The organism is Flavobacterium sp. PL11 (assembly GCF_035985025.1).
Taxonomy (GTDB): Bacteria; Bacteroidota; Bacteroidia; order Flavobacteriales; family Flavobacteriaceae; genus Flavobacterium.
Map to the genome: position 1 here is coordinate 55,080 of NZ_JAXCIA010000010.1, position 12,675 is coordinate 67,754.

Below are 12,675 nucleotides of genomic sequence, written 5' to 3' on the forward strand. Positions count from 1 at the left end.
GTTTTCTAATTTGATCCTGCAATCGTAATAGGAATGGTATAGGAAACTCTTAGTGGTAAGCCTCTCATTTTTCCGACTGTCCATCCTTCATAGTCTGTTATTACTCGTATTGCTTCTTTATCTAATTCATCATTTATTCCTCTAATTATTTTTGAATCAGTTATGGTCCCGTCTCTTTCTATAATAAATTTTACGATGATTTTTTCGGAAATTCTATTTATTTGAAATTCTCTAGGTACAGTAAAATTTTTGCTCACAAAACTGTAAAAATGATTAAGGCCTTTGTCAGGTTTAGGTTTTTCTAATAGTGTAGTGTAATTTCGTTCTATGTTATTGGAATCGGTTGATGTTCCTGAAATAAGCTTTCCTTTAGTGTAAAATTCGATAATTTTAATGCCTTGTTTTAGGCTAGAACCTGTCCATTTCCCTTCTCTTAAGCCATTCTTAATTATTCCTATTAAAAAAGTTCCCTCTAAGTCAAATCCTTGATATTCGCCATTACCATCAACGACTTTTTGCTGACGTTTTTTATTCCAAAATTCAATTACTTTATAATTAACAGCAAGGTCTCCTTCGTTTTCTAGATATTCAATTTCTAAACGAAGGGCTCCATCATCAAAATAATTAAATTCTTTCCCTATTTTTTTTTTGTCTTTATAGTTTGAAATAGATTTCTTTTTTCCGTTTTCATAATAAGTAATAAATGCACCGTCCATGTCCATATAATCTCTATTTTTAGACAGAACTTTCGTTTTTATATTTCCAGATTTATAATAATCATTAAATTCATAAGCTTCGCTTTCTGAGAAATAACCTCTAATAATTCTGTAGTATTTGTGATTGCCTTCCGAAGTTTCTTCGTCAGAGGAGTCAAGAAAAATCATTTTACTTACAGGTTTAGAAACCTGCGAAAAAGTTATTGTTGTAATTACGAGTAGCGCAATTGTATATAGTATGGTTTTCATGTCCTTTTAAGAATAAATAACGTATAAGGAATTAATACAATTTAGCAATTTCAACACAAACAAATTCTAAAAAGCGCTCGTCTTCCTCTGTAAAAGGATCAATAACATGACTATCAATATCGATTTGTCCAATATTTTTACCGTCGACAAAAAGCGGCACTACGATTTCAGACTTTACTGTAAAACTACAAGCAATATAATTATCTTGAGCAGCAACATCTGGAACTACAAAGTTAGTATTGCTTTCTGCTACTTGTCCGCAAATCCCCTTTCCAAAAGGAATTATAGTATGATCTGTTTCTGCTCCTACATAAGGGCCCAAATGCAAAGTCTTCGTATCATGATTAGCGAAATAAAATCCAACCCAGTTATAATAAGTGATTGAATCACTTAACAATTGACATATATTTAATAACTTCTCATCGCGAGAAAGGTTTGCTTTTAAAATTATTTCAGTTACTTTTGGCTTTAATTCTTGAAAGGTCATCTTTTCTATTTTTTTTGTAAAAGTATTTAAAGTAATTTCAAAAATCCTATAAAATTTTCAAAAAAACACACACGTTGAAAACATACTTTATTCTTTACAAACCATTTCTAATTTTTTTAGCAAGTTTTTTTTTGACTTACATTATTCTTACTTTTTTATATCAAAATTATCTAAATAGTTTTGCAGAAAATAGAGCAGATACAATCACTAAGATAGTCAGCAAAAATACAGAACAGGTTTTGCTTTTGTTTGATCAAGATGCATCAGTGAAGGAAAGTGCAACAAGACCGTATTATAAAATTATCTACAATAATAAATATCTTGCTCGTATTGTAGAAGGTTGTAATGCAATGAGTGTGATAATTTTGTTTATTTCATTTGTAGTCGCTTTTGCTGGTAAGTTAGTATATACATTATTATATATTATTGGTGGAAGTGTTATTATTTATTTATTAAATGTAATCAGGATAGCTGCTTTATGTATGCTTATATTTTATTTTCCAGAGCAACAATCTTTTTTGCATGATATTCTTTTTCCTTTGTATATCTACGGTGTGGTATTTATATTATGGTTGATTTGGGTTCGTAAATTTTCAAAATATGCTTCGAAAAATATTAAATAATAAAATAAAAATTATAATTTTATTCTTATTAATTCTGTCGCTACTGTTTATTCGCTTTTTTGAAAAGCAGATATTTTATGATCCGTTATTAGATTTTTTTAAGAGAGATTTTCTTAATTTACCATTTCCAAAAATAGATTTTTTTCGATTAATCGTAAATTTAACCTTTCGATTTTCTCTAAATACTTTTCTTTCATTAGGAGTTATTTATGTCCTTTTTAAAGATTTAAATATGGTAAAATTTGCGCTAATAGTGTATTACATTATCTTTTTAATCTTAATTGGAATTTTTTTCTTAGTTATTTACTTTGGTGTAGATAACAATAATTGGCTACTATTCTACATTAGAAGATTTCTGATTCAACCTATTTTTTTACTATTATTTTTAGCAGGATTTTATTATCAAAAACAAATGTGATTTATTGCATTGCTGTATAAATTGCCGTGTAAATTAGTTTTTAAATATTTATTATTTTTTGTTTAGTTGAGCCTTTCCATTTTTATTCAATTTAGCACTTTAACATTAAAGTTAGACATTCTTTTTAAATGTTTTTTTAGACCCACTTTCTAAACTCAGATAGTTATTTATAATAAATTAGAACATAGCTGATATGTTTTTAATAATAGTATTCTGTTTTTATATTAAGAGAGCAAACATTTCAGGATTTTGATCAAATTTTATTTAAACTAATTGAAGAGATGATAAATAGAATATGAAGTAAATATTCAATGGGCACTTAATACGCTAAAAACAAACTTTAGTAGTGCTTTTATAAAAAAGGCTTTTAAAGATAGAGCACTTTTGTTGTATTCAAAGTTTAAAATTCAAATTCACCCATAGGAGTTTTAAGATTAATGAGGAAAAATTAAACCAAAATCTTCATATTCTAATGTGTTCAAAAAATCAGTAAAAAAATATTTAGGAATTAATATTTATTTATATTGTACGAAAATTCTTTTTTAGTCAGTAAATATTTTAACTAACAGTAATATTTTACAAACTTATTATTCTTACTATTTTTAATGGACTTAGTGTTTGAGTTCTTAACACCTATTTTTAAATACAATTTAAATGAATATTATAATTAAAAGATGCTAATAATCAGTAAGTTACATCTTGCTTATTAAATATTTTTTGTAATTTTAAGGAGTTTTATATACTGATAAATTCAAAATTTTTTTTAATCCAAAAAAAACAATTATGAAAAAAATTACATTTATTGTGTTGATCGTTTTTACGACGATTACATTTCAAGGCCAAAACAAATTATTATCAAGTATTGATCAATATTATAACGGTAGCTCTTGGCAAACTAGGTCGGGTTACAATTATGAATATGACAGTAATAATAATTTAACTTTTGAAAAATATTATGATTATGATGCTAGCACCGGATTATGGCGAATGTCTGAGTCTGCAAATTATATATATAATACTAACAATAAAGTTATACAATCTACAGTTGAGAGCTGGGATACAGCCACCAATAAACTTGAAAATTCATATAGAATAATTTCGACATATAATGGTGGGAAATTTAAAGAATCATTAGAGCAAGAATGGGATAGTTCAAGTTTAACTTGGGTTATTGTATGGAAAAATGTTATGTCTTATAACAGTAATAATTTGCCTGACTCTGTTGTATCTTACAGCTGGGATGGTGTAAGATGGATAAACGAATATCGCGGAAATTTAACTTACAATAGTAGTAATAAAATAATATCCGCAGTAAATGAAAAGTGGGATAATGCACAATGGGTCAATTGGACTAAAACACTTTTAACGTATGATGCAAATAATAAAATTTTAACGTACAGAAATGCTGAGTGGGATGATTTTGATACTATTTTTAAAGAAAACGAAAGAACTGATTATGTTTTGGATGGTGCTGGTAACAGAATAAGTGAAACTACTGTTTATACTGATAATAATATGCCCAACAGAAGTAAAAAAGAATATATCTACGATTCCTCGAGCCTTATGTCTAGTTTTGCAAATCCATTTAGAGATAAGACAGGATTTGATTATATTTTCGAAGATTTTCCGCATGTAAATAAACCGCTAAGTTATAATGATTTTTCATACGATAACGTAACTAGTACTTATGCAAATAGAAATAGAACAATCTATGATTATACTAATTCCATTGTTTTATTTACAGAACAATTTGAAACAGTAAATAATACTATAACTATATTTCCAAATCCAACTCAAGATTTGCTGAACATTGAGTTAGTAGCTTTCTCACCTGCAACGCAAATCACAATTAGCGATATGTTGGGGAAAAAGCTTTATTCTCATAAAGTTGAATCCACTAAGACAGTAGTAAATATTAGTGGTTACACTAAAGGGATTTATTTAGTAGCTATTATGGATGGTAATAAAAAAGGGGTAAAAAAATTAATCATAGATTAAAAAATTGACAATATTTCTCGTTTAAAAAGTTCAAAAATATTGATAGATGAACAATAAAATGACATAAAAAATCTTTCAACTATAAAACTTGAAAGAGTTTTTAAATATAATTAAGTTGGTCTTTCATTAATTTCCTCACTAAATTTTTAATTTGAATACAAACAGAGATTACATTTTAGGTTTAATAATACCTATTATTAAATAGTAAGCTGATTGAAAAACTGTTGAAATATATTAATCACAGCAAAAAATAAAATTAGAAGTGCAAGAATTCAATTGTGTTTTTTAACATTGTATTTAGGTTTGCAAGTCACATTATTGACTAATTTTGCAACATGAATTTTAAAAAATGCACCAGTTTATTTTTAGCTTTCCTATTATTGGTTTCCAGTGCGGGATTAGCTTTTAATGTGCATTACTGTGGAGAGCAAATTGCCTCTGTATCGTTAAAAACTGCCACTTTTCAGAAAGTTGAAAAAGCTTGTTGTGTAAAATCTGCTTTAAAAGAGGAGAATTGTTGTAAAGATAAAGTAGTAAACTTTCAAAAAAAATCGGATAATACAGTCTTAAAAGTGTTTTCCATTGATTATCCTTATTATGTGTTTGATCAACACGTACAAACTGTTGTTTTTACTTTAAAGAAAAATGTAAGAAGTACAAAAAACAATGCTTATTTCTGTGAGACTAATGCACCACCACTTTTTAAGTTGTATAGTCAGTATGTTTTTTATGCTTGATATTTAATGTTTCAAAAGACAAATCATAATCTGTGATTTTAATCCACTTTTTACAAACATTAAATAATTTTAAAATGAATAAAATAATAATGCTTTTTATTGCTGTCTTTATTTCGCTTCCGGTATTTGCACAAGAAAATTTAGAGGAAGTGAAAATAGTAAAAAAGCGAAAAGGAATTCTCAAATCATATACCGTAACGGGAAATACAACTATTATAACCAGTAAAGAATTGCTCAAAGCTGCTTGCTGTAATCTAGCTGAAAGTTTTGAAACAAATCCATCAATTGATGTCAACTTTACCGATGCGTTGACAGGAACAAAACAAATAAAAATGCTTGGATTAACCAGTCCCTATTTGATGATTACAGAAGAAAATGTTCCCTCTGTACGAGGCGCTTCACAAGCTTATGGTTTGTCATTTACCCCTGGAACATGGGTAGAAAGTATTCAAATTACTAAAGGTGCCGGTAGCGTGGTGAATGGTTACGAAAGTATATCCGGTCAAATCAATACGGAATTAATTAAACCAATTAGCGACATTCCATTTTTCTTGAATGCATACGGTTCTACTGATTCTCGTTTTGAGTTAAACACCCATTTCAATACTAAAATTTCTGAGAAATGGAGTAGTAGTTTGTTTCTTCATGGCAATACTAGAGTTTCTAAAAATGATATGAATGATGATGGCTTTCTTGATAATCCATTAGCTAAACAGGTCAACGTACTCAATAGATACCAATATTATAACGAAGAAAAAGGTTTAGTTAGTTTTGTCAATTTCAGATATATGAATGATAAAAAGCAAACTGGAGAATTAAATTTTGATAAAAATAGAGATCGAGGAACAACTAATTATTGGGGTTCTGAAATCAATACGGAACGCTTAGATATATCTACAAAAGTGGGTTATGTTTTTAAAGATATGCCTTATCAGAGTATTGGTTTCCAAAACGCTTTTAATATTCATGATCAGGATTCTTATTTTGGTTTAAATCAATATAATATCAAACAAAGTAGTTATTATTCGAACTTGATTTTCAACTCAATCATCAGTAATACGATGAATAAATTTGCTACAGGATTAAATTTCACCTACGACAAGTACCAAGAATTTGTTAACATAAACGATTATAGTAGAATCGATAATTCCGTTGGTGCTTTTTTCGAATATACCTATGATAATGACGATAATTTTAGTTTAATTCTTGGCGGCCGAATAGATAATCATAATCGTTTAGGGACATTTATTACCCCTAGACTTCATGCGCGATATAATCCTTGGGAGCAAGGAGTATTGCGATTTTCTGCTGGAAGAGGAAAAAGGTCTGCTAATATTTTTGCCGAAAATCAACCTTTATTCGCTAGCTCAAGGAAATTTTCTGTTTTAAATTCTGATGGTAATATATATGGTTTAAATCCTGAAATTGCGTGGAATTACGGTTTAAGTTTTGCACAGAAATTTTCATTATTTGGCAGAAATGCAGATGTGGGTATTGATTTTTATAGAACTGATTTTCAAAATCAAGCTGTGGTCGATTTATATGTTAAGCCAACTATATTAGGAACACAACAAGTTCAGTTTTATAATTTAATGGGAAAATCTATTGCAAATACAATGCAATTGGAATTTAATTATGAATTAGCAAAACATTTAAATTTGCGTTCTGCTTATAAATATTATGATGTAACCACAGATTATCTGGCGGGTAAATATCAAAATCCTTTACAAGCAAAGCACCGTTTCTTTGGTAATCTAGAATTTGAAACCCATATAAAAGAAAAAGGTCAACAATGGAAATTTGATTATACATTAAACTGGATTGGTCAACAACAATTACCAATAACAGGTTTAAATACTATCAATAATCAAACACCACAAGTATCACCATCATATTCTTTAATGAACGCACAAATAACTAGAACTTTTTCTTCTACATTTGAAGTTTATATTGGCGGAGAAAATATAGGAAATTACAAACAAAAAAACGCGATTATTGGTAATGAAAATCCTTTTGGATCAAATTTTGACGCATCAGTTATTTATGCACCAGTTTTTGGACAAATGTACTATGCTGGTTTGCGTTTTAAAATAAAATAGCTTTACAGCTTTAAAATAGCTTTTAGTTCCAATTAATAACAATCAATAAAAATACAAATAATGAAAAATTCAATTATAGTTCTATTAGTATTCATAGCAGGATTTTCGACTCAGGCACAAGAGAAAAAGAATAAAAACGCAAAATACACTACAGAAGTAAATGGAAATTGTGAGCAATGTCAAAAACGAATTCAGAAAGCTGCTTATACAGTTGCTGGTGTTAAATCAGTAACATGGGATATAGCAACACACCAATTGAATTTAATTATCAATGAAGAAAAAACTACTGTAAATGCTGTTAAAAAAGCAATTGCCAAAGTAGGACATGATACAGATGAAGTCAAAGCAACTGATGCTAATTATAATAATTTACATCATTGTTGTTTATATGAAAGAAAATTATAAAATTACTTTTATAATCATTGACTTTTATTGATAAATTTATAGTTAATTAAAATTTAAAAAGATTCGATAAATTGTTGATGATGTAATTTTTTCAGTACTTTCACACGCAAATAATTTTAGCATAAAAATTACAAATAATGAATAGTTTTGATTGGAAGAATTTAATAGATCCACTATTTTACATACATTTTGATATCAATGGAGTAAAATTAGGAATTTATATCGTTTTATTTATTGTGTTTGCAGAAACCGGACTATTTGCAGGTTTCTTTTTACCGGGGGATAGTTTACTTTTTTTAGCAGGAATATATAGTCGAGAATTAGTCGAAAATATTTTATTGATTGACAATGATTTTCTAAACGTATTTTTATTAGCAACATTAGTAGCCGTTGCGGGTATTTTAGGAAATATTGTAGGTTATTGGTTTGGTGCCAAAAGCGGTTATTATTTATACAACAAGAAAGATAGTTTTTGGTTTAAGAGAAAGTATTTAGTACAGTCAAAGGATTTCTTTGAAAAGTATGGTGGAAAAGCAATAATTTTTGCACGCTTTCTTCCAATATTTAGGACATTTGCTCCTATAGTTGCTGGAATTGTTTCTATGGATAAAAACAAATTCATGTTTTATAATATTGTGAGTTCATTTATTTGGTCCTTTACTTTAATATTTGCAGGACATTATCTTTATGGTTTTTTATTAAATAATTATCAAATAGATTTAAAAGAACATATTGAGCTCATCGTATTAATATTGGTAGGAATTACAATTATACCAGTAGTTTATAAGTTTAGTAAAAAAACCAAGGAAGAAGAAATAGAATAGTCAAAAAATTAATAGTAAAAAAAAGACCGTTCAGATTAAATTCTGTACGGTTTTTTTTATGGATAAAAAATTATTCTCTAATTTAATTAAAGCTATTCGCTTGGATCGCTAAAGACATTTAGATGATCGCGGAGAATCGGATTATGTGCCTTCTCCAACTATAAAATTAAATAAATCTACACTACGATCCGAAAGTCTAAAAAAAAAGTGCCTGAGATTCCCGTAGCTAGCGCGAGCGTCCCGCTCGTGACTACAACCTAATTTATTTTAATTTCTAAAATTGCATGTTCATTATTGCCATAATTTCTGGCACCCCCACGCTAGCGCGAGCGTCCTGCTCGTGCCCACAATCTAATTCCCCACGCTAACGCGAGCATCCCGCTCGTGCCCACAATCTAAATCATATCAATTTCTAAACCCAGCTAGCGCGAGCGTCCTGCTCGTGCCCACAATCTAATTCATATCAATTTCTAAAATTGTATGGTCATTATTACCATAGTTTCTGGCCCCGCTAGCGCGAGCGTTCCGCTCGTGCCCAGCTTCCCCGCTAGCGCGAGCGTTCCGCTCGTGCCCAGCTTCCCCGCTAGCGCGAGCGTCCCGCTCGTGCCCACAATCTAATTCATATCAATTTCTAAGATTGTATGGTCATTATTACCATAGTTTCTGGCGCTACTATATTTCCAATCTATTGGGTCAGTTACAAATCCCGCTTTAACAGGATTATTATGAATGTACTCTAATTTTTGTTCAAATACTTGTAAAGACCAAATTTCTACTGGTTGATTGTTTTGTTGCCAAAACTGTTTTTCTTTTACATTACTATTTTTCTTTCCAGCTCTTTCAAACATCCAGAGCAACCATTCACGCCTACTTTCTTGTGGATTATCTCGAATTGTTTTCATTATTTTTCTTGATGTAAAGCCTTTTAAGTCCCGCATTAATCCCGATGGATCACCTAGAGATGACCTAAAAATCAAATGTATATGACTTGGCATAATGCAATAACTATAAATTTCCATTCCTTTGCTTTTTCTGCAATGGTCTAATGCTTCTGTCATTATTGCAAAATAAAGATCTCTTGTAAATACATCTATCCAATTTACTGTAGCGAAACTCACAAAATAAGCTCCCCCTTTTTCGTGAAATTTATATTTTCTACTCATAGTTTTTCGTAAATATAAATATTGTTAAAACAACAAACTACAACTTTTTTAGGGTTGTAGTTTGTTTTGTTTGCTCTCGTTTGCGGGTACGAGCTACAAGCTCGCACTAGCGTATTTGAGAACTAATGTTAGCGCCAGCTATAGGAGTATCTCGAATTGTTTTCATTATTTTTCTTGATGTAAAACCTTTTAAATCCCGCATTAATCCTGATGGATCACCTAGAGCTAACCTAAAAATCAAATGTACATGACCTGGCATAATGCAATAACCATAAATTTCCATTCCTTTGCTTTTTCTGCAATGGTCTAATGCTTCTGTCATTATCGCAAAATATAGGTATCTTGTAAATACCACGCTAGCGCGAGCATCCCGCTCGTGCCCACAATCTAAATCATATCAATTTCTAAAATTGTATGGTCATTATTACCATAGTTTCTGGCACTACTATAATTCCAGTCTATTGCTCGCGCCAGCTGAGAGTTATAGTTTGTTTTGTTTGCTCTCGTTTGTAGGTACGAGCAATATCGCACAAGCGTATTTGGGAACCAATGCTCGCGCCAGCTGGAGGTTTTAGTTTGTTTTGTTTGCTCTCGTTTGTGGGTACGAGCTAGAAGCTCGCACTAGCTTATTTGAGAACGAATGCTCGCGCCAGCTGGGGAAATTAATTTCCGTCTCGAAAGTATAACGAAGAAGTAATATTTATTTTTTTAATTTAAACTTTTACACACTTTTTAATACACTACCATAAAAAGTACAGCCTTGATTCAAAAATAGGCACAAAAAAATCCGAAGCGATAAGCTTCGGATTTTTAACTTTGTTTTTGTCTTTCGACAAAATATTACATCATACCTGGCATACCGCCACCCATTGGGTTTCCGCCACCATTATCTTCTTTGATGTCAATTAACGCACATTCAGTAGTCAAGATCATTCCCGCAACCGAAGCAGCGTTTTCTAGTGCTACACGAGTTACTTTTTTAGGATCAATAATTCCTGCTAAAAGCATATCTACATATTCATCAGTTTTTGCATTGTACCCAAAATCGCCAGTTCCTTCAGCTACTTTTGCAACAACTACAGAACCTTCAAGACCTGCATTCTCCACAATGGTTCTCAATGGAGACTCTACTGCGCGAGATACGATTTGGATTCCTGTAGCTTCATCAGCGTTTTCTGGTACAATTATGCTAAGCGCATTTTTAGCTCTCAAAAGTGCAACTCCACCACCAGCAACAATTCCTTCTTCAACTGCAGCACGAGTAGCATGAAGCGCATCATCAACTCTGTCTTTTTTCTCTTTCATTTCTACTTCAGAAGCAGCACCAACGTAAAGAACGGCAACTCCACCAGCTAATTTAGCCAAACGTTCTTGCAATTTTTCTTTGTCATAATCAGAAGTTGTAGCTTCCATTTGACCTTTTATCTGGTTCACACGATTTTTGATCATGTCAGCCTCACCAGCACCACTTACAATTGTAGTGTTGTCTTTATCGATAGTTACTTTTTTAGCAGTTCCTAACATTTCAATAGTTGTATTCTCCAGAGTATATCCTCTTTCTTCAGAAATTACAGTTCCTCCAGTCAAGATAGCAATATCTTCTAACATCGCTTTTCTTCTATCTCCAAAACCAGGTGCTTTTACAGCAGCGATTTTCAAAGCGCCACGTAATTTATTTACTACTAAAGTTGATAATGCTTCACCATCAACATCTTCAGCAATAATTAATAATGGTTTTCCTGATTGAGCGACAGGCTCAAGAACTGGTAATAATTCTTTTAAGGAAGATACTTTTTTGTCGTACAAAAGGATATAAGGACTTTCTAGCTCTACTTCCATTTTTTCTGAATTAGTTACAAAATATGGAGAAAGATATCCTCTGTCAAATTGCATTCCTTCAACAACGTCAACGTAAGTATCCGTTCCCTTAGCTTCTTCAACAGTAATTACACCTTCTTTTCCTACTTTTGCGAAAGCAGTTGCGATTAACTCACCAATTACTTCGTCATTATTAGCTGAAATCGATGCGATTTGCTTAATTTTTTCAGAATCACTTCCTACTACTTTAGCTTGTTTGGCTAAGTCAGCCACAATAGCCTCAACAGCTTTATCAATTCCGCGTTTTAGGTCCATAGGATTTGCTCCAGCAGCCACGTTTTTCAAACCTTCTTTTACGATTGCTTGTGCCAAAACCGTAGCAGTTGTTGTTCCATCTCCAGCTAAATCATTAGTTTTTGAAGCTACTTCTTTAACCATTTGAGCACCCATGTTTTCCAATGGATCTTTCAACTCAATTTCTTTAGCTACAGTAACTCCATCCTTAGTTACCGTTGGTCCACCGAATGATTTTCCAATGATAACATTACGACCTTTTGGTCCAAGAGTTACTTTTACTGCATTTGCTAATGCGTCAACACCACGTTTCAATCCGTCACGTGCTTCAATATCAAATTTTATATCTTTTGCCATTTTTTAAGCTTTTAGCTTTTGGCTTTTGGCTTTTGGAAAGAATTTTTATCTTCAAAAGCGAAAGCCAAAATATATTTATAATTAATTTTAATTTTTGTGCTAGCTAATAGCTAAAAGCTAATAGCCAAAAGCACTTTTAGATAATCGCAAGAATATCATCCTCACGCATAATCAAATAATCTTTTCCTTCTAATTTTAATTCCGTTCCAGCGTATTTTCCGTAAAGTACAGAATCTCCGATTTTTACAGTCATTGTGTGTTCTTTTGTACCATTTCCCACGGCAACTACAGTTCCTTTTTGTGGTTTCTCTTTAGCTGTATCTGGAATAAAAATCCCTGACGCAGTTTTTGTTTCAGCCGCAACTGGTTCGATAAGAACTCTGTCTGAAAGTGGTTTGATGTTTAAATCCATGATTTTATGTATGATTAAATTGTTTTTAAAAGCCTTTTTTTGAAGTTCAGAAATTATGCCACCTTACTACTTCTG

The 12,675-nt window shown here is 31.1% G+C and carries 13 protein-coding genes; 7 read left to right on the forward strand and 6 right to left on the reverse strand.

Annotation, left to right across the window (positions count from 1 at the left end; all coding sequences use genetic code 11):
* Positions 1 to 5: 5 nt before the first annotated feature.
* On the reverse strand, positions 6 to 965 hold the full coding sequence (locus RCH18_RS07155; protein WP_326936068.1) for an energy transducer TonB: 960 nt from the start codon (positions 963 to 965) through the stop codon (positions 6 to 8).
* Between the two features lie 31 nt (positions 966 to 996).
* A complete protein-coding gene (locus RCH18_RS07160) occupies positions 997 to 1,452 on the reverse strand; it encodes a GAF domain-containing protein (RefSeq protein WP_326936069.1) in 456 nt (151 codons plus the stop codon).
* Between the two features lie 74 nt (positions 1,453 to 1,526).
* Between RCH18_RS07160 and xrtF the strand changes: the two genes are divergently transcribed.
* From xrtF to RCH18_RS07195, 7 genes are all read left to right on the forward strand, one after another.
* A complete protein-coding gene (gene xrtF, locus RCH18_RS07165; protein ID WP_326936070.1) occupies positions 1,527 to 2,075 on the forward strand; it encodes an exosortase family protein XrtF in 549 nt (182 codons plus the stop codon).
* Positions 2,053 to 2,493: an exosortase F system-associated membrane protein gene (locus RCH18_RS07170; RefSeq protein WP_326936071.1), complete on the forward strand. Its 441-nt coding sequence runs from the start codon at positions 2,053 to 2,055 to the stop codon at positions 2,491 to 2,493. Before xrtF ends, RCH18_RS07170 begins: the two co-directional genes overlap by 23 nt.
* A gap of 783 nt (positions 2,494 to 3,276) precedes the next feature.
* Entirely contained in the window at positions 3,277 to 4,491 is a 1,215-nt protein-coding gene (locus RCH18_RS07175; RefSeq protein ID WP_326936072.1) for a T9SS type A sorting domain-containing protein, read from the forward strand.
* Between the two features lie 335 nt (positions 4,492 to 4,826).
* Positions 4,827 to 5,228, forward strand: a complete 402-nt coding sequence (locus RCH18_RS07180) for an HYC_CC_PP family protein (protein WP_326936073.1) — start codon at positions 4,827 to 4,829, stop codon at positions 5,226 to 5,228.
* Positions 5,229 to 5,302: 74 nt separating this feature from the next.
* Positions 5,303 to 7,327, forward strand: coding sequence for a TonB-dependent receptor plug domain-containing protein (locus RCH18_RS07185; RefSeq protein ID WP_326936074.1), 2,025 nt, complete (start codon positions 5,303 to 5,305; stop codon positions 7,325 to 7,327).
* 60 nt (positions 7,328 to 7,387) lie between these two features.
* A complete protein-coding gene (locus tag RCH18_RS07190; RefSeq protein WP_326936075.1) occupies positions 7,388 to 7,732 on the forward strand; it encodes a heavy-metal-associated domain-containing protein in 345 nt (114 codons plus the stop codon).
* Between the two features lie 137 nt (positions 7,733 to 7,869).
* The gene (locus tag RCH18_RS07195; RefSeq protein ID WP_326936076.1) at positions 7,870 to 8,556 is read left to right on the forward strand and encodes a DedA family protein; all 687 of its coding nucleotides are present in this window, start codon (positions 7,870 to 7,872) and stop codon (positions 8,554 to 8,556) included.
* A 614-nt stretch (positions 8,557 to 9,170) separates the two neighbouring features.
* Here RCH18_RS07195 and RCH18_RS07200 read toward each other — a convergent pair.
* From RCH18_RS07200 to RCH18_RS07215, 4 genes are all read right to left on the reverse strand, one after another.
* Positions 9,171 to 9,719, reverse strand: coding sequence for an REP-associated tyrosine transposase (locus RCH18_RS07200; protein ID WP_326936077.1), 549 nt, complete (start codon positions 9,717 to 9,719; stop codon positions 9,171 to 9,173).
* A gap of 106 nt (positions 9,720 to 9,825) precedes the next feature.
* Positions 9,826 to 10,041 carry a transposase gene (locus RCH18_RS07205; protein WP_326936078.1) on the reverse strand — a complete coding sequence of 72 codons (216 nt, stop codon included), beginning with the start codon at positions 10,039 to 10,041 and terminating at the stop codon, positions 9,826 to 9,828.
* Positions 10,042 to 10,559: 518 nt separating this feature from the next.
* Positions 10,560 to 12,188 carry a chaperonin GroEL gene (gene groL / locus RCH18_RS07210; RefSeq protein WP_326936079.1) on the reverse strand — a complete coding sequence of 543 codons (1,629 nt, stop codon included), beginning with the start codon at positions 12,186 to 12,188 and terminating at the stop codon, positions 10,560 to 10,562.
* A gap of 136 nt (positions 12,189 to 12,324) precedes the next feature.
* Positions 12,325 to 12,600, reverse strand: a complete 276-nt coding sequence (locus RCH18_RS07215; protein WP_326936080.1) for a co-chaperone GroES — start codon at positions 12,598 to 12,600, stop codon at positions 12,325 to 12,327.
* Positions 12,601 to 12,675 lie beyond the last annotated feature (75 nt).

Coding starts and splice junctions, on each gene's coding strand:
- RCH18_RS07155 (WP_326936068.1), bottom strand. CDS start 965: ATGAAAACCATACTATATACAATTGCGCTACTCGTAATTACAACAATA.
- RCH18_RS07160 (WP_326936069.1), bottom strand. CDS start 1,452: ATGACCTTTCAAGAATTAAAGCCAAAAGTAACTGAAATAATTTTAAAA.
- RCH18_RS07170 (WP_326936071.1), top strand. CDS start 2,053: ATGCTTCGAAAAATATTAAATAATAAAATAAAAATTATAATTTTATTC.
- RCH18_RS07175 (WP_326936072.1), top strand. CDS start 3,277: ATGAAAAAAATTACATTTATTGTGTTGATCGTTTTTACGACGATTACA.
- RCH18_RS07180 (WP_326936073.1), top strand. CDS start 4,827: ATGAATTTTAAAAAATGCACCAGTTTATTTTTAGCTTTCCTATTATTG.
- RCH18_RS07185 (WP_326936074.1), top strand. CDS start 5,303: ATGAATAAAATAATAATGCTTTTTATTGCTGTCTTTATTTCGCTTCCG.
- RCH18_RS07190 (WP_326936075.1), top strand. CDS start 7,388: ATGAAAAATTCAATTATAGTTCTATTAGTATTCATAGCAGGATTTTCG.
- RCH18_RS07195 (WP_326936076.1), top strand. CDS start 7,870: ATGAATAGTTTTGATTGGAAGAATTTAATAGATCCACTATTTTACATA.
- RCH18_RS07200 (WP_326936077.1), bottom strand. CDS start 9,719: ATGAGTAGAAAATATAAATTTCACGAAAAAGGGGGAGCTTATTTTGTG.
- RCH18_RS07205 (WP_326936078.1), bottom strand. CDS start 10,041: ATGACAGAAGCATTAGACCATTGCAGAAAAAGCAAAGGAATGGAAATT.
- groL (WP_326936079.1), bottom strand. CDS start 12,188: ATGGCAAAAGATATAAAATTTGATATTGAAGCACGTGACGGATTGAAA.
- RCH18_RS07215 (WP_326936080.1), bottom strand. CDS start 12,600: ATGGATTTAAACATCAAACCACTTTCAGACAGAGTTCTTATCGAACCA.